The organism is Alcaligenes faecalis (assembly GCF_041521385.1).
Lineage (GTDB): Bacteria > Pseudomonadota > Gammaproteobacteria > Burkholderiales > Burkholderiaceae_B > Alcaligenes > Alcaligenes faecalis_E.
Genome location: NZ_CP168006.1, coordinates 2,037,876 through 2,058,811, shown reverse-complemented (window position 1 = coordinate 2,058,811; position 20,936 = coordinate 2,037,876). Strand labels below are relative to the sequence as shown.

At 54.6% G+C, this 20,936-nt stretch carries 18 protein-coding genes; 16 read left to right on the top strand and 2 right to left on the bottom strand.

Annotated elements, in window-relative coordinates; genetic code table 11:
- Positions 1 to 29 precede the first annotated feature (29 nt).
- The 13 genes from ACDI13_RS09290 (at position 30) to ACDI13_RS09230 (ending at position 15,847) form a co-directional block, all read left to right on the top strand.
- The gene (locus tag ACDI13_RS09290) at positions 30 to 1,322 is read left to right on the top strand and encodes an alkaline phosphatase family protein (RefSeq protein ID WP_316989831.1); all 1,293 of its coding nucleotides are present in this window, start codon (positions 30 to 32) and stop codon (positions 1,320 to 1,322) included.
- A gap of 14 nt (positions 1,323 to 1,336) precedes the next feature.
- Entirely contained in the window at positions 1,337 to 2,872 is a 1,536-nt protein-coding gene (locus ACDI13_RS09285; protein ID WP_316989830.1) for an ABC transporter substrate-binding protein, read from the top strand.
- Entirely contained in the window at positions 2,854 to 3,687 is an 834-nt protein-coding gene (locus tag ACDI13_RS09280; RefSeq protein ID WP_316989829.1) for an ABC transporter permease, read from the top strand. Before ACDI13_RS09285 ends, ACDI13_RS09280 begins: the two co-directional genes overlap by 19 nt.
- Positions 3,659 to 4,597 carry an ABC transporter permease gene (locus ACDI13_RS09275; protein ID WP_316989828.1) on the top strand — a complete coding sequence of 313 codons (939 nt, stop codon included), beginning with the start codon at positions 3,659 to 3,661 and terminating at the stop codon, positions 4,595 to 4,597. The genes ACDI13_RS09280 and ACDI13_RS09275 overlap by 29 nt, the downstream gene beginning before the upstream one ends.
- Positions 4,597 to 6,204 (top strand): ABC transporter ATP-binding protein, encoded by a 1,608-nt coding sequence (locus tag ACDI13_RS09270; RefSeq protein ID WP_316989827.1) that lies wholly within the window; start codon positions 4,597 to 4,599, stop codon positions 6,202 to 6,204. Before ACDI13_RS09275 ends, ACDI13_RS09270 begins: the two co-directional genes overlap by 1 nt.
- Before the next feature lie 131 nt (positions 6,205 to 6,335).
- Entirely contained in the window at positions 6,336 to 7,418 is a 1,083-nt protein-coding gene (psrA, locus tag ACDI13_RS09265; protein ID WP_316989826.1) for an iron-containing alcohol dehydrogenase PsrA, read from the top strand.
- Between the two features lie 138 nt (positions 7,419 to 7,556).
- On the top strand, positions 7,557 to 8,852 hold the full coding sequence (locus tag ACDI13_RS09260; protein ID WP_316989825.1) for an MFS transporter: 1,296 nt from the start codon (positions 7,557 to 7,559) through the stop codon (positions 8,850 to 8,852).
- 18 nt (positions 8,853 to 8,870) lie between these two features.
- Positions 8,871 to 9,740: a LysR substrate-binding domain-containing protein gene (locus ACDI13_RS09255; protein ID WP_316989824.1), complete on the top strand. Its 870-nt coding sequence runs from the start codon at positions 8,871 to 8,873 to the stop codon at positions 9,738 to 9,740.
- A 41-nt stretch (positions 9,741 to 9,781) separates the two neighbouring features.
- On the top strand, positions 9,782 to 10,609 hold the full coding sequence (gene phnX, locus ACDI13_RS09250; RefSeq protein WP_316989823.1) for a phosphonoacetaldehyde hydrolase: 828 nt from the start codon (positions 9,782 to 9,784) through the stop codon (positions 10,607 to 10,609).
- Between the two features lie 114 nt (positions 10,610 to 10,723).
- Positions 10,724 to 12,646, top strand: coding sequence for a sigma-54-dependent Fis family transcriptional regulator (locus ACDI13_RS09245; protein WP_316989822.1), 1,923 nt, complete (start codon positions 10,724 to 10,726; stop codon positions 12,644 to 12,646).
- Positions 12,647 to 12,837: 191 nt separating this feature from the next.
- A complete protein-coding gene (locus ACDI13_RS09240) occupies positions 12,838 to 14,655 on the top strand; it encodes an NAD(P)/FAD-dependent oxidoreductase (RefSeq protein WP_316989821.1) in 1,818 nt (605 codons plus the stop codon).
- A gap of 596 nt (positions 14,656 to 15,251) precedes the next feature.
- Positions 15,252 to 15,596, top strand: coding sequence for a BON domain-containing protein (locus tag ACDI13_RS09235; RefSeq protein WP_316989820.1), 345 nt, complete (start codon positions 15,252 to 15,254; stop codon positions 15,594 to 15,596).
- A gap of 53 nt (positions 15,597 to 15,649) precedes the next feature.
- Positions 15,650 to 15,847, top strand: coding sequence for a CsbD family protein (locus ACDI13_RS09230; RefSeq protein WP_009456875.1), 198 nt, complete (start codon positions 15,650 to 15,652; stop codon positions 15,845 to 15,847).
- A gap of 97 nt (positions 15,848 to 15,944) precedes the next feature.
- On the opposite strand, the gene ACDI13_RS09225 is transcribed toward ACDI13_RS09230, so the two are convergent.
- A complete protein-coding gene (locus ACDI13_RS09225) occupies positions 15,945 to 16,850 on the bottom strand; it encodes a LysR family transcriptional regulator (protein WP_316989819.1) in 906 nt (301 codons plus the stop codon).
- Positions 16,851 to 16,958: 108 nt separating this feature from the next.
- Between ACDI13_RS09225 and ACDI13_RS09220 the strand changes: the two genes are divergently transcribed.
- From ACDI13_RS09220 to fabG, 3 genes are all read left to right on the top strand, one after another.
- Positions 16,959 to 17,840: a pirin family protein gene (locus ACDI13_RS09220; RefSeq protein WP_316989818.1), complete on the top strand. Its 882-nt coding sequence runs from the start codon at positions 16,959 to 16,961 to the stop codon at positions 17,838 to 17,840.
- A 153-nt stretch (positions 17,841 to 17,993) separates the two neighbouring features.
- Positions 17,994 to 18,620, top strand: a complete 627-nt coding sequence (ycaC, locus tag ACDI13_RS09215) for an isochorismate family cysteine hydrolase YcaC (protein ID WP_316989817.1) — start codon at positions 17,994 to 17,996, stop codon at positions 18,618 to 18,620.
- A gap of 199 nt (positions 18,621 to 18,819) precedes the next feature.
- On the top strand, positions 18,820 to 19,560 hold the full coding sequence (fabG, locus tag ACDI13_RS09210; protein ID WP_316989816.1) for a 3-oxoacyl-ACP reductase FabG: 741 nt from the start codon (positions 18,820 to 18,822) through the stop codon (positions 19,558 to 19,560).
- A 409-nt stretch (positions 19,561 to 19,969) separates the two neighbouring features.
- Here fabG and ACDI13_RS09205 read toward each other — a convergent pair whose 3' ends face one another.
- Positions 19,970 to 20,914, bottom strand: coding sequence for a LysR family transcriptional regulator (locus ACDI13_RS09205; RefSeq protein WP_316989815.1), 945 nt, complete (start codon positions 20,912 to 20,914; stop codon positions 19,970 to 19,972).
- Positions 20,915 to 20,936: the final 22 nt, after the last annotated feature.

Here is a 20,936-nt window from a genome sequence, read left to right as displayed (position 1 = left end):
CTGTCATTTTTGTGTACTAGTGTGGGTGCATGATGAAAAAACGCTGTGTTGTGGTCATTTGTGACAGCTTGAGACGTGACCTGATCCAAGGGGCTGAAACCCCCAGTATTCAGAAGCTTGCGCAGCAGGGATGCCAGTTCTCGGGGATGGAGGCGGTGTTTCCATCTACCACACGGGTCAGTTCCGCATGCATTGCGACAGGAGCGTTGCCCAAAGATCATGGTTTGTTAGGTAACACCATGGTTTTGAATCACGAAGACGGCTTGAAGGTTCACTCTGTGGGGGACCCCAGCTTTCGTCAAACCCTGTACCAGGCCAGTGGTCATTATTTGTGTGTCCCGACCCTGGCGCAGTACCTCCGGCCCCTTGGCAGCAGTGCTATCTACTCCAATGTGTCACCTGGGGCGGCTTACTTTTTTGATCCAGACTTGGAGGGTTATGTGTTCCACCGTGCGGGTTCCTTTGCCCCCGGTGGGGTACCGCTGCACGGTTCACAGGCTTTGGATATAGAGTCGGGCCAGGCCGGAGATGAACAAATGACAGACCGCTTTTGCCAGCATGTTCTGAGCGATGACAGTCTGCTATTAGCCGTGCTGTGGTTATCAGAGCCAGATGCCACTGGGCATGGCGTGCCTTTGGGAAGTCCAACTCATCGTCGAGCCATTCAAGCGGCAGATCGCAACGTAGCTCGTGTGCTGGAGATGGTCGAGCAGTTAAGAGCCAGGGGCGAGGATGTCCTTGTCATGGTGGGTTCTGATCATGGTATGGAAACCATTCATGCTCAGGTCGACATTGCACAAGAGTTGGTCACGGCAGGCTTGAAGCAGGCTATGAGCAGTCAGGAGTTGCTTGTCGCGCCTAATGGTACGGCGGCGGTCATTGCCTATGCGGCCGATTATGCGCACAGCGATCAATTACTGGGGTGGCTCCAAGCGCAGCCTTGGGTAGGGGAGGTGGTCGTGGGGGACGAACTGCTCGCTTGGGGTATGCCCAATACCGATACCTGCCGGGTGGCTGTGTCTTTAGCCGGAACGGACCGCACGAATGAGGCTGGACTGCGTGGGATGGCCTGGTATGCCGTTGATCCTCTGGATAACAAATCGTATGTGGGTTTTGGCCAGCATGGTGGGCGCAATACGAATGAAAGCCGCCCATTTTTAGTGGTGCAAGGCAGTGATTTTGATCAGGGGCAGGTGTGTTCCCGAATGACATCACTTTGTCACTATGCGCCAACCGTTCTTTGTCATCTTGGACTTTGGGAGCAGCAGATGGCAGCCAACCCTCTCCAAGAAATTGTCAAAACAGCAAATTTCAGTCATTGAATTAAGGATGAGTCATGGGTTCTCGTGTACTTACGCATTATCTGGTTTCCTGTATCTTGCTGGTGGGTGGCACCAGTGTGGCTGTGGCCAATCCCACTGAGCCAGTGATTCAGAAGGGAGGGGTGTTGCATCTGGCTCTGTTGGGTCTGGATACAGCGGACCCGCATCGCCACTCCGGATCGATCGCTGTACAGCAGGTCTTTGTGGAAACCTTGACCAGCATTGCCGAGGATGGCCAGGTGAAGCCATTCCTGGCGGAACACTATACGGTCTCGGAGGATGGCAAAACGTATCGCTTTACGCTGCGCCAAGGCGTCCGTTTTCACAATGGTCGTCTTTTGCAAGCAAGCGATATTGTGGCCAATATTGATCGCGTTAAAGAGAAAGTTAAAGGCGGCTGGCTCAGTGGCGCGATGAACTTGATTACCTCCGTGCAGGCACCGGATGAGCGGACAGTGCAAATCGTTCTGAGCGAGCCTTACGCGCCGTTTTTAAACTTGCTTTCCGAACTGTGGATTGTGGCGCCCGAGTCAGAAGGTTGGGCAGAGATGATCAGCAAGCCTATTGGTACTGGGCCCTTTATGTTTGGTGCCTGGACGCCGAACATGCAGTTCTCCGCGCCACGTTTTGATCAGTATTGGCAGGAGGGCTTACCTTACCTGGACTCCTTGGTGTTTGACCTTCAGGGCAATAAGGATAATAGCTTAGGGTTGCGAGCCGGTGATCTGCAGGTGGCTTATGTCGCCGCGGATCGTCTGCCCGGCTTGCGCAAGAGCAATTTCGAGATTCAAACCTTAAAGGACAGTGCTTGGTACTTTTTGTCGTTCAATAATCGCAAACCTTCTGCGGTGATGAGCGAACCCTTGGTTCGAGAAGCGATTGCGGCGGCGATTGATAAAACGGCGTACATGAACTTCATTGCTGGCGATGCGGCAGTCATCAGCAATCAAGCGATGAAACCGGGAACGTATTACTGGGACTCAGCGTTGGAGCAAACGGATACGGCCGCCTTACCTAATCTACGCAAAGCTCAGGAGTTGCTGGAGCAGGCTGGGGTCAATCCTCAAGAACACACCTTGAAAGTCGTTTCCTGGCAAAACGAGTACGCGCAGGTTGCTGTCCAGATGGTGCGTCAGCTGGGTTTCAAGGTGGATCACCAAGCCTTGGATGATATCGGTGCCCAGAAGTTATTAAGTGAGTACCAATGGGATTTGGCCCCGTTCCATTCGGGGCCGAGAGCAGATGTGTATTTGCGGTATGCACGCTTTCTCAGTGATGGCCCCAGCCCTATGCTGTGGGGCGGTATTCAGGACGCGCAATTGGATGCCCTGATCCAGAAAGCGGTGGCGTCGTCGTCGGCTGAAAAAGCACGTCAGCTTTATCTGCAAGCCTGGAAGCATGTTCTGGACAAGCAGTACACCGTACCGATTGGGCATGCTGCCGACGCAATCGCGCTGGCTCCCCAAGTCAGGGGCTACCAGACCGGTTACACCTGGAGCCAGAACCGAGTGGATGGCGGAGTCGCTAGGGTATGGCTGGCAAAAGAGTAAGTTTTTCCTGGCCTTGGATGGTGCTGCTGGCTTTGGGTTTATTGGGGCTGGCAGCCCAGTTCGGGGCTTTTCAGGATCCCTACGCCCAGAGCTTTTTACTGCGTAACCAGGCCCCTAGTATTAACCATTGGTTGGGCACCGACCTGTTTGGCCGAGATCTTCTGGCGCGCTTGGCGCATGGTGCCTGGATTACGCTGAGTGTGGCGCTTGGAGCGACGTTGACGGCACTCCTATGCGGTGCGGTGACCGCTTTAATAGCCTGTGTGATCGGTGGTTGGTTTAGGGCGGCTATTTTCTCTGTGTTTGATTTGCTGCGAACCCTGCCGTCCATCCTGTTGGGTTTGGTGATCATGACCTCTGTGGGGGCAGGCACCAGCGCAGTGATCATGGCCATCGGCATCACTTTTGCACCTTTGCTCGCTTACGTGACGGCCGGCGCCTACGACCGGGAGCGGGTAGCGGGTTATATGGTGTCAGCGCGCTTATTGGGTGGGGGGCGCTTTGACGTGATCTACAAGCACTTGGTGCCCAATATCGTTGGTACCTTGTTAGTGCAGATTGTGATTGTGATTCCTCGTGCGATCACAACCGAGTCGGTGTTGAGTTTTCTGGGTTTGGGGGTAGCGCCGGACACGCCGACATGGGGACGAATTATTGCTACGTCGTCTGATTATGCTGAGCAAGCTCCCTGGGGGCTGGTGCTACCGGTTGCCTGTCTAGCCTTGACGACCTTGGCCCTGTCGATCTTGGGGCAGCGTATTAATAGAACGATGCAATTCGGGTTGGATGAGAATCAAAGGTCACGTGATGAATAGATATGTTCGATCCAGTGTCAGGTCTTTGTCGTATTTGCTGTTCAGTGTTTTCTCTATTTCGTTCTTTGTCTTTTATTTGATACGGGCCGTACCGGGTGACATAACAGACTTATATGCCGTATCTGGCGATATGTCTGCTGATCAGCAAGAGGCCCTTCGTCAAGAGCTGGGCCTGGATCAAGCTGTTTTGGCGCAGTTTGTCAGTTTTGCCTCTTTAATGATGCAAGGGGATTGGGGCGTCTCGCTGCGTTACTCCACGCCTGTTGTAGATATGTTGCTGCAAGCGGTTCCACTGACTTTACTGCTGGCCCTGAGTGCCCTGGTGTGTGGCTTGTTGTTAGGAGCCGTCATTGCGTTGTTGGCCTGTGCTTATCCAGACAGTCGGTGGCGCCAGTTGGTTGAAGGGCTGAATGTCTGGTCCATTGCCTTGCCTTCATTTTGTATTGGTGTTGTGGCGGTTTTGGTGTTTTCTATTTGGCTCCAGTGGCTGCCCATCAAGGGCCAGCTTCTGATGCCTGTCTTGATCTTGAGCTTGGATGTGGCGGGTCAGGTTGTTAAACCTTTGTATGAGGAGTTAATGAGCATCACCCGCTGTGGCTATGTGCGCACGGCACGAGCCAAAGGCTTGGGGAACTGGGTGATTGTGGCGCGTCATATTCTGCCCAATACCTCGGTAGTCATGCTCAATTTGATTGGCGTGGTGTTTGGGGGGCTGGTAGGTGGCACGCTCACGATGGAGGTGATTTTTGGCCTGAACGGAGTAGGGGGCTTAACGTTCACTGCCATACAGGGCCGTGACTACCCCTTGATACAGGCAGGGATTACGTGGTTGGCCCTGATGATTATTTTAATGAATCTGGTTACGCGTTCCATCAGTGTCTGGGTTGATCCCCGATTAAGGAAGCAGTAATGGGTGCTTATTTATTAGACGTGCAAAACCTGCATGTGTGCTCGGACAAACACCGCTTGGTCAAAGGCGTCACCTTCAAGCTGCAAGAGGGGGAGATACTGGCCATTGTCGGGGAGTCTGGCAGTGGAAAGTCACTGACTTCAATGGCATGTAGTGGCCTGCTGCCCCCAGAGTTATTCACGATGGGTGAGGTCTTTTTTGATCGTCAGGAAGTTCTTTCGATACCGGCATCCTCGTGGAAAGGCTTGCGCAAAAATGGGATAGGCGTGATTTTTCAGGATCCCATGGCGGCGTTAAATCCCTTGATGCGCATTAGTGCCCAGTTAGCGGAAACGCTTGATGGGAAGGCCAGGCTGTCTCCTGCGAAGAAAAAGCAAATTTTAGCCTTGCTCGATGAAGTCGGTATTCGAGATAAAGAGCGCATCTTGAATGCGTATTCGTATGAGCTGAGCGGAGGACAGCAGCAACGCATCATGATTGCAATGGCCTTGGCCAGCAACCCTAGACTCTTGATTGCCGATGAGCCCACCACGGCGTTGGATGCCTCAACGCAGAATCAGGTGACCGATTTGTTGTTGCGCTTATGTCACCGACGAAAAATGGCCTTGCTGATTGTGACGCATGATCTTTTTATTGTGGAAAAGATGGCCAATCATGTGGCCGTGTTTCACGATGGTCATTGTGTGGAGCAGGGGAGCGTCCATCAAGTGCTTAATACGCCGCAACATCCCTATACGCAGACCTTGGTGGCTGCCAATAAAAAGCAGTTGGAGACCGGGGTGCTGTGTCGTACCCAAGAACACGCTTCTGTTCTTAAGGTGGACCAGGTGTCGTATCGTTATTCGGGTGCTGCTTCATTGGCAATGAACCGTGTCAGCCTGGAGTTGATGCGGGGTGACTGTTTAGGAGTAGTGGGTGAGTCCGGGTCAGGTAAAAGCACCTTGGCCAAGTTGATCGTAGGCTCGCTGCTGCCAGACTCTGGCCACATTAGTGTGTTGGGTATGCCCGTTCAGCAACGCTGGTCTTCGGATGCTGAAAACCTGCGTTTTGCGCGGCAATGCCAGTATGTTTTCCAGGATGCCACCAGCAGTTTGAATCCTATGCTAAGTATCCAGCAAACCTTGAGTGAAGCCGTGCGGCTACGGCGTGACCCCCCTACGGATGTCAGCCTTGAGGTGCGGCGTTTGATGGCTGAAGTAGAGCTCTCTTCCGAGTTGCTGCGCCGCAAGCCTGCTGATCTATCCGGTGGCCAGCGCCAGCGCGTGGTGCTTGCGCGGGCTCTTGCGCTGAATCCTGATGTTCTGGTGTGCGATGAGCCAGTCTCGGCCTTGGATGCGCATTTGCAAAAACAGGCCGTGAGTCTGTTGATTACCTTGCAGCGCAAACGTGCTTTGTCTTTGGTTTTTATTGGTCATGATTTGGCGATGATGAGCCAGTTTTGTACTCAGCTGGCGGTCATGGACGCTGGGCAGCTTGTCGAATCAGGCAGGACAGAGCACGTGTTAGCTGATCCACAGTCTGACGCCTTAAAGACCTTGATTCATCACACCTGGCACGATCAGGACAAAGAGGAGGGTGCTGGCTTGGATCACGCCTTATGTGCGTAAGGGACTTGTCCCGTACGTGCATTGCCCCCAGGAAGAGCCTATTGGTTTTTCCGATGGCCTGGGCCGATTAATCGATTTGTCCCCCTCGGTATGCCCCTCTACGATGAACTTCAATAATGAGGAGGCAAACAATGGCAACGCAGTTTTCAAATCCGGTACGTACGTACTTTGGGCCCGGAAGCTTGAAAGAGATTTCCGGGCTGGCCGCGAACAAGAAAATAACGCTGGTGACCTTCCCGGAGGCACGCTCTTTGGGTCTGGTCGCTCATATCCAGGGCTTGTTGGGGGAGAGTCTGGTTCACATCGTGGAGGATGTGCAACCTAATCCCGATGTCAGTTATTTAAAGGATGTGTACGAGACCTTCTGGCACAAGGCCGGGGACAGTGACATTGTGCTGGCTGTGGGAGGCGGCAGTGCGATTGATACGGCCAAGGCCTTGATTGTGGGGACCCGAACCGGGACATTTCAGGAGCTGCTTGATCTGTTGTCTACCGGCAAAGCGTTTACCCCGGTGGACAGCAAGGCCTTGATTGCGGTTCCCACGACAGCGGGTACCGGCAGTGAAGTGACTCCCTGGGCCACGATCTGGGATCAGCAGGCCCAGAAAAAATATTCCCTGCATCTGGAGCAGACCTGGCCAGCCGTGGCCATTATTGATCCGGAGCTGATGCTGAGCGTGCCGGAAAAAGTGACGGTGTCCACGGGCCTGGATGCTTTGTCCCACGCCTTGGAATCGATCTGGAATGTCAATGCCAACCCGATTTCGGATACTTTTGCGATCTCGGCTATTGAAGATATTTTGCTGTATCTGCCGCAGTTGCAAAAGGATCTGGGGAATATCCAACTGCGCTCAAAAATGGCACTGGCCGCCTTGAAGGCCGGGATGGCTTTTTCCAATACCAAAACTGCGCTGGCGCACTCCATTTCCTATGAAATGACGCTGCGTTATGGCTTGCCGCACGGCATTGCTTGCTCATTTACCTTGCCTTATGTGCTTGGCCTGGCATGGGGCTGTGATCCATCGCGAGATCAGGTTTTTGAAAAGCTGTTTGGCCGTGATCGTCAGCAGGCCCAGGCTAGGCTGCGTCACTTCTTGCACAGCGTGGGCGTCAAGACCGAGTTTATCGACTATGGCGTACAGGCCCAGGAACAGGACGACATGATTGCTTACGCCATGCAGGGCGCACGGGGCAAAAATTTTATTGCCGCCTGAGTGTCGCCTGACAAATACATACAACACGAGACAAGACACAAAGGTAGAGAGGACTGAAGTCCCCCCTTTTTGATACAGCAAAAAAGAGCATCCCACAGGCCGTGACGTGTCAGGGCCAAAGGGTGAAAGGAGCTGATTATGACTCAAGCATCCAGCTTGTCGGGGATGACCCGAGCACCGAGTTTGTCGTTCAGGAAAGCGCAGTGGCGCATGCTGCTGGCTGCGATGTTCTGTTATCTGTTTTTCTATACCGGACGGCAGACGTTTGGGTTTGCCATTCCTGGCTTGCAAGAGGAGTTCGGATTCAGCAGTGCCTCATTGGGTTGGGTCTCTGCTGTCTTGTTGTGGGCCTATGCCGTGGGTCAGGCCATTAATGGCAACTTGGCAGACAAATATGGTGGTCGCCGCATCATGACGGCTGGCGCTGTGTTGTCGTGCGGCGCTAATTGGATTGCGAGTTTTGCCACTGGCTTTTTTAGCTTGCTGATCCCGTGGGGAGCCAATGGCTATTTCCAGGCTTTGGGCTGGGCGCCAGGCAGCCGCCTGATATCCAACTGGTGGGGTATTTCCGAGCGTGGTCGCGCCTATGGTTTATACGTGTTTGCGGCTGGCTGCGCCTCGATCTTGTCCTATGTGACGTCTATGGTGGTTATTGATGTGATGCAGTTGGATTGGCGCTGGATCTTCCGATTGCCCGTTTTGTTGATGCTGGTGGGTGGGATTGTGTTTTATCTGGTGGCACGCGAGCGCCCCGAGGATATGGGCTTTGAGCCTTTGGCTGATACCGGTGTTGCCAATGCGGATGATGCCTCTAAAGCACTGGAAGGCGAGGCCGAAACATCATGGCAGCGTTACAAGGCGGTACTGAAAAACAAACGCTTGCTGATTGCCGCCTTGTCTTTGGGTTTTCAGAATGCTGCCCGTTATGGCTTGATTGTGTGGGTGCCCGTGCATTTTCTGGGTGTGGACTGGAAATCGGGTGACGGCCTGATCGACCCTAAATGGATCACGATTGCGCTGCCCGTGGGCATGGCTGTTGGGGCTTTGAGTAACGGCTGGATATCAGATCGCCTGTTTGGTTCCAAACGCTACTTGGCCATCATGCTCTACACAGGCCTGGGTGCCTTGATGAGCCTGTGGATGTGGTCCTTGCCAGTGCATAGCTCCTTGGGATTGGTGGCTTTGTTCCTGTGCGGTTTCTTTGTTTACGGTCCGGCGACTAGTTTCTGGGCTTTATGCCCCGACCTGGTGGGAGCCAAGCGTTCGGGCACTGCTACCGGCGTCATGAACTTCTCTTCTTACTTGTTTGCTGGCCTGGCCGAGCCAATGATTGGGAGTGTGCTGGACTCGACGGGCGATACCTCCTTGATCTTTGTAATCGTCCTGATTGCATGTGCATGTAGCGCGCTGGTGGCACTATTTATTCGTCGCTAACTTAAATAAAGGCTGTTCATGCACCACTATCACAAATGGTTGAGGTCGTTTTATGCCGTGGCCTATACAGGCGGGTTCACCTCGGCGGCACGGTATCTCAGCATTGGACAGCCCACTGTTAGTGAGCAAGTGCGAGCCTTGGAGCAGCGATTTGACGTGGAGCTTTTCTACCGTTCTGGCAATCAGTTGGCCTTAAGCGCCGCGGGCAAGCAGCTTTACGAAATTACCAGGCCTTTGTTTGATCTGGAGGAAGAAGCCGTCCAGTTGCTGGAGAGCTTCAAGCAGCGCAAATCGGGCTTGCTGCGGATTGGTGCCGTATCACCACCAATCGCCATGGATCTGGTGTTCAAGCTGGGTGAAAGCCAGCCTGATATCGAGTTTAAAACCTACTTTTCGTCTGCTTCCAAGGTGTTGGAAAAGCTGTATGACTTTGATGTGGATGTTGCCATGCTGGCGCATCCCAAGGCAGATCCAAGTTTGTATACGCGTTTGTATCAGCGTTACCCGGTCGTGGCTGTGGTGCCGGAGAAGCATCCGTGGTGTACCCAGGAAAAGGTGAGTCTGGAGCAGTTAAGCCAGGAGTCGGTGATTTTGCGGGAGGCTGGTTCACGGACACGGCAGACGGTGGAGGAAGGCTGTGCGCGACATCAGGTTGCCATCCATTGTGTGATGGAGCTCAACAGCCGAGAAGCCATTGTTCACGCCATTATGAAAGGGGTGGGCATTGGTTTTGTCTCGGCCCCTGAGTATGTGGATACGCCCGGCACCCGTGCCATTTGCTTTGAGCAGCACCCTTTTTACATCGACTATTACTTGTGCTGCCTGGAGCTAAGAAAAGAGCGCCCGCTTATTAGTGATTTGTTCAAGGGTTTTGAAACGAGCAGTTAGTTTTTTATTAACGATAGTCAGTTAAGGGTGTGGAGAACAATATGTCTTATCAGCAAGTGCAACAGATTCAGGCTGTGATTTTTGATTGGGCCGGTACGGTAGTGGATTTCGGCTCGTTTGCGCCTACGCAGATTTTTGTCGAGGCCTTTGCCGAGTTCGGGGTGCAAGTTTCTTTGGAAGAGGCGCGCGGGCCTATGGGTATGGGCAAATGGGATCACATTCGTACTTTGTGCAACGTGCCGGAGATTGCTGAACGCTACAAAACGCAGTTTGGCCGTACGCCTACCGATGAGGACGTCACTGCCATTTACAAGCGTTTCATGCCCTTGCAGATTGAAAAGATTGCGGAGCACTCGGCCTTGATTCCGGGGGCGCTGGAAGTGATCTCTAACCTGAAAAGCTCGGGGGTGAAAATAGGCTCTTGCTCCGGTTACCCCAAAGTGGTGATGGACAAGGTGGTCGAGCTGGCCGCAAAGAACGGCTATATGGCGGACTACGTCGTTGCGACGGATGAAGTACCCAACGGACGCCCTTATCCTGCGCAGTCTTTGGCGAACGTGATCGCGCTGGGCATATCGGATGTAGCTGCCTGCGTCAAAGTGGACGACACCTGGCCCGGTATTGTGGAAGGACGCAGTGCTGGGGTGTGGACGGTGGCACTGACCTGCTCGGGTAATGCCCTGGGTCTGACCTACGACGAGTTCAAGAAGCTGCCTGCCGACAAGCTGCAAAGCGAACGCGAGCGTATTGGGGCCATGTTCAGCGATTCACGACCGCATTATCTGATCGATACCATTGCAGATTTACCGGATGTGCTGGCAGACATTAACCGCCGCTTGGCCAACGGGGAGATGCCTCAAAGCAGTTGATTTGCTGCACCGCATCTCAAGGAAAACCTCCATGTACGGCAGTGAAGCATGGCGGCACACTGGAAGAGAGGCCGCGCCCGTCCGGGGGCAGGCCTGTTTTCGGGATGAGCTCTGATGCAGTCTTCACATGTGGCACACGTCCAAGAGATCACGGCGGTTTGGCAGGGCAGCCTGTCCCGGCGCGATCAGGCCGTGGTCCATAGCTGGCGACGGTGTATTGAGCATCACAGGCTGGACCCGGCGCAGGCGTGCGAGGCCTATATCGTGCCCGATTCCCAGTTGCGCGAGCACCGTCAGCAGTCCGAAGCCCTGATCAATATTGCGCGCTCCGGGCTGGAGCGTCTTTATCAGCAGGTTTCCGGGCTGAATTACGTGTTGCTGCTGTCCGATAACAAGGGCGTTACGGTGGATTTTCTGGGCTCGGATGGTCAGCGCGATGCCTTGCGGCAGGCCGGTTTGTATATGGGCTCGGAATGGTCTGAAGAGCGCGCGGGAACGTGCGCGGTGGGCACTTGCCTGCACACGGGCGAGGCTCTGACCATTCATCAAAACGATCATTTCGATCATATGCATGCGCCCCTGTCCTGCACGGCGGCACCCATCTATCACGATGATGGCAAGCTGGCGGCGGTGCTGGATTTGTCCTTGTTGCAGTCGCCGGAGGCCAAGGCCAGCCAAGGCTTGGCACTGCATCTTGCCAATGCGGCGACCCGTCGCATTGAGCTGGCCAATTTAATGGCCTGCCATCGGCAGGAATGGATTTTATGTTTGTCGCAGTCGCCGGAGTTTCTGGATATTGATCCGGAAGCGGCGATTGCGATTGATGGCTCTGGCCGTATCAAGGGCATGACGCATACGGGTGCTCGCATTCTGGCGCGGGCGGCGGGGGTGGACTGGCGCAACCCTGCGGGCCTGCTCGGGCAGAGCTTGGCGCGCTTTTTGCATCTGGAAGTGGATCAGTTACCTACCTTGATGCGCTATCGCCCTACGCAGGAACGGGTCGTCATGGCGCGGGATGGTAGTGTGCTGTTTGCCCATGCCATTGAACCCCGACGTGTGATGAGTAATCGGTCTGTGGGGATGGATGGGGCCGCCGTGGATGCTGCCTTGCCACCGGCATTGCGTGGTTTGGCGGGCACGGATGCGGCCATGCAGTCCATGCTGTTGAAGGCCGCGCGTTTGGCGACGCGAGAAATGCCAGTGCTGTTGCAGGGCGAGACGGGCTCGGGCAAAGAGTATCTGGCGCGTGCGATTCATACGGCCAGCGGTCGTCGCGGAAATTTTGTGGCTGTCAATTGTGCAGCCTTGCCCGAGAGCCTGATAGAAAGCGAATTGTTTGGTTATCTGGCCGGCACCTATACCGGCGGCGCTGCACGGGGCCGTGCGGGTTTGATCGAGGCGGCCGATGGCGGCACTCTGTTCCTGGACGAGATTGGCGATATGCCGCTGGCCCTGCAAAGCCGCTTGCTGCGCGTGTTGGCCGAGTCCGAGGTAATGCCTTTGGGCGCACGCACAAGTAAGCGCGTAGACCTGCGTGTGATTTCAGCCAGCCATCATGATTTAAATGCCTTGGTAGAGCAAGGCTGCTTCCGTGCGGATTTGCTGTATCGCTTGAATGCGGCTGTGCTGACCTTGCCCGCCTTACGTCAGCGCAGTGACCTGGAATGGCTGGTGCAGCAGATATTGCATCGGCGTAATAAGGGCGATGTGCCCGGTTTGTCGCCCGAGGCCTGGCAAGCACTGCAAGCGTACGAGTGGCCGGGTAATTTGCGCGAGCTGGACAATGCGCTGGTGCTGGCGTTGGCCTTGGCGGAAGGTTCCTGCATTGAGGTACAGGATTTGCCAGAGGTGTTGCGAGAGCGGCGTCTGGCTACATCGACAGGCAGCCCGGCGGCAGCGCCCGTTTCTGCCGGAGAATCCTCTTGGCAGCAGGTTTTACTGGCCTGTGGTGGCAACGTCAGCGCAGCGGCTCGGCAGCTTGGTATCAGCCGGTCCACCTTGCATCGTTATATCAAACGGGCAGGCCTGACTCACTAAGACTCGACCTGTGACACAGGCTGCGACACCTGATGCACCACCTGTGTCATCGCTGGCACAGTTTTATCGTCTTCAAACAAGCAATACCTCTTTAAAACAAGCCATTTCCGGTTTGGCACGGTGTTTGCTATGTACTCCATAGCTGGGCAGCAAAAGCTCGGCGCAATAGTAAAACGATATGGAGACAAATCATGCAAACACAGCAGCAACTGCAGTCGGCTGCGCGACAGTTGGACACGGTTCTTGAACAGTTGACCCATGCGCTTGCCAGCAATGCACCGGACGATGCGGCAGCCCTGTTTGCCGAAGAATGCTTTTGGCGTGATCTGGTCATGTTCACCTGGAATATCCGAACCATGGAAGGGCGTGACCAGATCCGTGACATGCTGAGGCAGCAGCAACAAGGCGCCGTGTCAGGCAGGTTCGAGCGCGACAGCGCGGAGCCGGTCAGTGATGATGGTCAAGGTCTGGTGGAAGGCTGGTTCCGTGTGGAAACCGATGTGGCGCGTGGCTACGGCCATATCCGCGTAAAGGATGGGAAGATCTGGACCTTCCTGACCACCATGTCGGAACTGAAAGGGCACGAAGAGCCTTTGGGTGTTCGCCGTCCCATGGGGGCCGAGCATGGCATTCGACGTGGACGTCAGACCTGGCAGGAGCGTCGTCAGCAGGAGCAGGCAGAACTGGGCACCTCGGAGCAGCCTTATGTGCTGGTGATCGGCGGCGGGCAGGGCGGTATTGCGCTGGGTGCGCGTCTGCGGCAGTTGAATGTACCCACGCTGATCATTGACCAACATGCTCGCCCTGGCGATAGCTGGCGCAAACGCTACAAGTCTCTGTGCCTGCACGACCCCGTCTGGTACGACCACCTGCCTTACATGCCTTTCCCCGATAACTGGCCGGTCTTTGCGCCCAAGGACAAGATTGGTGACTGGCTGGAAATGTACGTCAAGGTGATGGAACTGAATTACTGGAGCAGCACGGTATGCAAGAAGGTGCGCTATGACGAGGATAGCCAGACCTGGGAGGTGGAGATCGAGCGTGATGGCAAGCCCATGACGCTACGGCCACAGCAATTGGTCTTTGCCACGGGCATGTCCGGCAAGGCGAACGTGCCCAGCATGAAGGGGCAGGATGTCTTCAAGGGTGAACAGCAGCACTCCTCACAGCATCCCGGACCGGAAGCCTATGCGGGTAAGAAGGTAGTGGTGATCGGGGCCAATAACTCAGCTCATGATATTTGCGCCGCGCTGTGGGAGGCAGGGGCGGACGTCACCATGGTGCAGCGTTCGTCCACCCACATTGTGCGATCCGACTCCTTGATGGAGATCGGTTTGGGCGATCTGTATTCCGAACGGGCACTGGCATCGGGAGTCACCACGCGCAAGGCAGACTTGCTCTTTGCCTCCCTGCCATACCGCATCATGGCGGACTTCCAGATTCCTGTGTACGACAAGATCCGCGAGCGCGATGCACAGTTCTACCAGAAATTGGAGGCGGCAGGCTTCATGCTGGATTGGGGGGATGATGGCTCCGGCCTGTTCATGAAATACCTGCGCCGTGCGTCGGGCTACTACATTGACGTGGGCGCTTGCGAGTTGATTATTGATGGCAGCATCAAGCTGAAGTCTCGCACTGACATCAGCCATTTAACCGAGAACGCCGTGGTGCTGAGCGACGGCACGCAATTGCCTGCGGACCTGGTGGTGTATGCCACCGGTTACGGCTCCATGAATGGCTGGGTGGCCGATCTGGCAGGCCAGGAAATGGCGGATAGGGTAGGCAAGTGCTGGGGGCTGGGCTCGGAAACCACCAAAGATCCCGGGCCGTGGGAAGGTGAGCAGCGCAATATGTGGAAGCCTACTCAGCAGCCGAATCTGTGGTTTCACGGGGGTAATTTGCATCAGTCACGTCATTATTCACAGTACCTGGCCTTGCAGTTGAAAGCGCGTCAGGCAGGCCTGCCGGTGCACGTATATGGAACGCAGGAGGTACATCATCTGCGTTGATTGATATTGACTTTGTTGTTCGAGGCGGGGTGCGTCGGTCTGCCTCTTGGTTTGATTTCGGCCAGATTGTCGACATGATGATCTGGCTTGTTTTTGCGTGTGTTGGGCGTGGTAGCCGTACTCGCATCGCGAACACCGTCGCTAAGGTGGCGTTTTTGTTAGCAGCCCTGCTCAACTTTTTACCTTATGTATCTGGTCTGAGTACCCTCGCTCCATAGGACGAAGCACGGCTTGACGACTCTGCTTGTGCTTTGGGCTTTCCGCTTCAAGGTGGCCATGGCCTTGTTGAAAATGTGTGAACACCAGGGGTGGCGTGTGCCGGGGGGATTGAGTCCAGTCGGTATGGTGGTTTGGCTCGGGTGGCTAAAGCAGCTTGCCATCGTCCGGATGAATAGGGTTGAATGAAAAATAGAAGAGATTTTTATAAAGAAAATGCTTGTAGCATTTCGTATTTTGCGGGGTGGTCGGAAATGTTACGGTAGAACCATCCATTGGAAGCAACGAGATTTTTGTTGATTGAATTGGACTCCTTTTAATAGCAGGAATAAGAGAATTTTGGATTCTAAAAATACTCTTTCTGATATTGGAGAAAATCTATGAAGAAATCTGCCATCCTATCCAGTTTTTTAATGGCTTCGGCTTTGAGTTTTGGTTTGCAAGGCGGTGCAATGGCCAATGAGCCAGCCGTTAATCAGGACCACTCCGCAACTGCGGGTGAAGCCGTCAGCGATACGTGGATCACTACCAAAATCAAGGCTGATCTGGCCAGTACCAAGGATTTGAAAAGCACGGATATCTCTGTTGAGACCAATAACGGTGTTGCAACATTGACCGGTACCGTGCCCAGCGAAATTGAGCACAAGAAAGCCGTTGCTGCAACGGAAAGTGTGAAAGGCGTTGTGAAAGTCGATTCGTCGGGATTGAAAGTAAAACCGGAATAAAAGTTTCGTTGTCAGTCCTAATTGTGAATTCCCATTGAAACAGGAGAACGACTATGAATGAAGATACGATCAAAGGTAAATGGAAACAGTTGTCTGGCAAGATTCAGGCCAAATGGGGAAAACTGACCAATGATGATATTGATGTTGCCGAAGGCAATACCGAATATCTGGTCGGTAAAATTCAGGAACGCTACGGTATTGCACGTGAAGAAGCTGAAAAGCAAGTTCGCGACTTTAATGGCGGCGCCTGATCCCTTGGCTTGATTGCCCAGGACTACAAAACGCCCTGCATCGGTAGGGCGTTTTTGTGTGTGCCTTACTGCCTGCACGTGAACTGCCAGATTGCTGTCAGTCCTCATCCATTTGCTGGTAGCGTTCGACCAGGTAATCCAGCAACGCCCGCACAGCAGGCATCTGCCCCCGGCGGGAGGAAAACACCGCATGAATGATCTCGCGTCGTGGGGCCCAGTCCGGAATCAGTTTCACCAACGAGCCGTCGGCCAATTGATCGCAGACTACCAGGGTAGGCAACTGCACCACACCAACGCCTTTTAATGCTGCGCAGCGCAAGGCCGTCATATCCGTGGTAATCAGGCGGGGAGTGTGATGCAGCACGGCTTGTGCGCCATCGGGACCATACAAGGTCCAGGTATGGCTTTGCTGTGGCAGCCCCAATGCCAGGCTGGGATAGTCCGCCAGATCAGCTGGCGAACCGGGCATGCCTAGGCGGGCAATCAGCTCCGGGCTGGCTATTAAACATTGGCTTCGGTCGGACAGAACACGCATCACCAGATCGCTGTCTTGCAGGGGGGGCGGGCGCACGCGAATTGCCATATCCAGCGATTCCCCGATCAGGTCGACGCGCCGGTTGGTGGCATCCAATTGCACCGTTACATGCGGGTAGCTGACCATGAAGTCGGCCAACATATCACTGACATGGGCGTTCAGTAAGGTAATGGGACAACTGAGGCGCACCACACCGCGCGGCTCGGCGCGTGTCAGTTCGATGGCTGCCTGCGCAGCTTCAGCCTCTACCAGCATGGCCTTGCAGTGCTCGTAATACGTCTGTCCGATCTCGGTCACGGTAAAGCGGCGGGTAGAACGCTGAATCAGCCGTACCCCTAAGCGTTCCTCCAAAGCTGCCAGCCTGCGGCTAAGGGTGGACTTGGGTAAACCTAATGCGCGACTGGCTGGGGAAAAACCTCCGTGATCCACAATCTGAACGTAGAAGTACAAGTCGTTTAAATCTTGCATGGCAGTTTTATCGTTCCATAAATGGAACATAGATGGCCGGTTTAGGGGGCTACAGGTTTCGTTGTCCCGAGTTTATGCTGTCTCTTATGTTGAAACAAGGAGATGGACATGAAGAAGATTCTTGGTATCTATAGTGCTCCCCGTCCTCATTGGGTGGGCGACGGCTTTCCCGTTCGCTCCCTGTTTTCGTACCACACACACGCAAAACAGTTGAGCCCCTTTCTGCTGCTGGACTACGCCGGGCCTGCCGAGTTTGCACCTGGCCAGCACAAACGCGGCGTTGGCCAGCACCCACATCGTGGTTTTGAAACCGTCACCATTGTCTACAAGGGCGAGGTGTCGCACCACGACTCCACGGGCCAGGGCGGCACGATTGGCCCTGGTGACGTGCAGTGGATGACGGCTGGTTCGGGCATCTTGCACGAGGAGTATCACTCCGACGCGTTTGCGCGTTCGGGCGGCACTTTGGAAATGGTGCAGTTGTGGGTCAACCTGCCAGCCAAAGACAAGCGTGCTCCCGCTGGCTATCAAGCCATTACCGACCAGCAAATTCCTGTGGTCGCACTGCCTGATGCTGCTGGCGTAGTGCGTGTGATTGCCGGAGAAAAGGACGGTGCCACTGGTCCTGCCAAGACCTTTACGCCCATGAATGTCTGGGACCTGCGCCTGAATCAGGGTGGGATTGCCGAGCTGGAAAGCCCGGAGGGTTGGACGGCTGCTTTGGTGGTTCTGCACGGCACGGTGCTGGTCAATGGTCAAAGCGTGGCACGTGAAGGGCAATTGGTGGTGCTGGATCGGGCTGGTAGTCAGTTCGGCATCGAAGCCAATAACGACGCTGTGGTTTTGATGATCAGTGGTCAGCCCATTGATGAGCCCATCGTAGGACACGGTCCGTTTGTCATGAATAGCAAGCAGGAAATTCTGCAGGCTATGGATGACTTCAATAGCGGTCGCTTCGGTGCCATGGCACCCACTACGGCGGTCTTGTAAGGCAAGTGGGTGAGGGCGGCCTGGCCCGCCTTCACTACCTCTTTGCTGGCATGTTTCACCGATTTGATTCGCAGCGCCAATACCTCTGCGCTGTTGCAGTGCCGGGTGCCGTTCCTGCACCCTTCCTTTTCAATCCCTTTGAGGAGAACTGAGATGACTACGTCCTATAAACGACTTGATAAAGACCAAGCTGCTGTTTTGCTGGTAGACCATCAAACCGGATTGCTGTCCCTGGTTCGTGACATTGATCCTGACAAGTTCAAGAACAATGTGCTGGCCCTGGCTGATCTGGCCAAGTACTTCAACTTGCCCACCATCTTGACTACCAGCTTTGAAGAAGGTCCGAATGGTCCTTTGGTTCCCGAGCTGAAAGAAGCCTTTCCTGATGCGCCTTATATTGCCCGTCCTGGCCAGATCAACGCCTGGGATAACGAAGATTTTGTGAAAGCGATCAAGGCTACCGGCAAAAAGCAGTTGATTATTGCCGGTGTAGTCACCGAAGTGTGCGTGGCGTTTCCGGCCCTGTCTGCTCTGGAAGCAGGTTTTGATGTATTTGTGGTAACCGATGCGTCGGGCACTTTTAACGAGTTGACGCGTCATTCCGCCTGGGATCGTATGTCTGGCGCCGGTGCTCAACTGATGACCTGGTTTGGCGTGGCGTGCGAATTGCACCGCGACTGGCGTAACGACGTGGAAGGTCTGGGCGCCTTGTTCTCCAGTCATATCCCCGACTACCGCAACTTGATCAACAGCCATACCAAATTCACTTCTGGCAAGTAAGCGTTTGCGTGTAGTGCGGTTCATTGTGGGGCCATTGCCTTTGGGATGAAATTTGCTCACTTTAACTGGCGATCTGTACGTGATCGGAGTACAAAACAGTGTGCTGGTGTGAACGAGTTGGCAGGCAATGGTCTGTTTGGCTGCGGTAAAAACCTGTGTTTGCATGACAGCGTGGAGCGATTTTTAAAAGGTAGCTGGAATGCGATTGAAAGATAAAGTGGCGGTTGTGACCGGGTCGGCTGCAGGCATTGGTTTGGCAACAGCCAGGAAGTTTGTCCAGGAAGGAGCGGTTGTGGTGTTGTGCGATCGTAATGCGGATGCTGTCAATCAAGCAGCGCAGTCGTTAAGTGGCAATGGCGTTACGGCTGTGGGCTATACCGTGGATGTGACGGACCGTGTGCAGATTGATGCCATGGTGGCGGATGTGAAGCAAAAGTTTGGCCGCATTGATGTGCTGGTGAACAATGCCGGGATCACCAAAGATGCCAAGCTGGTGCGCATGACCGAGCAGCAATTTGACGATGTGATTGATGTCAACCTGAAAGCTGTTTTCAACTTTACCCAGGCTGTGGCGGCGGTGATGCTGGAGCAGGAAAGTGGCTCCATTCTGAACGCTTCCAGTGTAGTGGGTTTGTATGGCAATTATGGTCAAACCAATTACGCAGCCAGCAAGTTTGGGGTGATTGGTTTTACCAAGACCTGGGCCAGGGAATTGGGCCCCAAAGGGATACGCGTTAATGCGGTCTGTCCTGGTTTTATCGAGACAGATATTCTGAAAACCATCCCGGAAAAAGTGCTGCAAGGCTTTCGTGACCATTGCTGGCTGCGCCGCATGGGCAAGCCTGAAGAAATCGCCAATGTGTATGCGTTTTTGGCTTCGGATGAAGCCAGCTTCATCAATGGCACCACGCTGGAAGTGTCGGGCGGTTTGACGGTTTAATGCCGCGTAGACAAAGACTGAATCGCTGTTCGTTTCTATTTAACAGTGATGGAGACTAACAGCACGAAAAAACGGGTCTGAGCGTTTTGTTCAGGCCCGTTTTAAATGTGCTGGTATGTAGGTGGAGCGTTCAAGGATAGGAGGGCGGGCAGGCATGCAGGGGAAAGGCCATGGTCTTAGATGGCCGACGTCCAGATAGGACAGAATTAGCCCAAGCAGGAGGGGGCTGCTCGCCACGATGATCAGGGATAGTACTTTCTGATGACCGAACTGATCCCCCCATCAGCCCGAAGAGCACACCGCGCCCACAGGCCTTACCAAAAAGGCACCGAAAAGGAGCACTGGCATGACGGCATTCTGATCAGGCGAGGCGTGGGGGGATTCTACGTCCGGCTTCGCGGTCCGCCTCTCACAGAGCGCGGCATCCTGGTGGCAAAGGGGCTTTTTTCACGTAGGTTCGTACTTCCTTTGCCAGGGCGGCAGCAGCAGGGGTCAGATCATGCTCCAGATGGAACATCAGGCACAAGGTACGGACCAGTGTGGGGGCTTGCAGCAAGGAAAAGCTCAGACCGGGCATCAAGACCCGTTGTGCGGCCAAGGCGGGTAGCAGGGCAATGGCCAGACCACTTTGCACCAGTGCTGCTTGTGAGGTCGTACTGGAGGCTTCATAGAAAGGGGCTGAGGTTTCGATGGGTAGGTCTGGGCGCGATTGCAGCACGGCCATGATGCCTGTTTCGTCCACCACGCCCACCAGCTTGCGTTCATTCAGGGCAGACCAGCTGACCGTGTTATCGGCATCGGGTTTGATCTGCGGGTCGTCGCTGCGATAGAGCACACCAAACTGGTCTTCCAGCAAAGGCTGACTGTCCAGCCCTTGGACATCTGCCCAGGGGCTGGTCAGACCAAAGTCGATTTCTCCTGCCACGATCTGACGTTGAATGCGGCCCGAGTTGTCATCCCGTAAATACAGACGCACCGCCGGATGCTGCTGCGAAAAATTCGCGGCGGCCGGCGCAATCAAGTCCGTAATGGCCGACGGAGCGGCGGCCACACTGACCCGCCCGCTTTTCAATTCCCCATAACGCATGACATCACTGATGGCGCCATCAAAGTCCGCCAGCAGGCGGGTGATGCGCGGCAGGAACTCCTGACCAATAGGTGTCAGGGATACACGCCGACTGGTGCGGTTGAACAAGGAGGTGTTCAGGGCAACTTCCAGTTGTTGAATCAGGCCAGTGACCGAGGATTGTGTTTGGAAAAGGCGGCGTGCGGCATGGGTGAAACTGGCCTCCTGGGCCACGGCGACAAACGCGTTCAAATGCTTGAGCGTGATGTGCTTGGGAAGTCTGTCCATATCATTTTCTGATTAATCAATT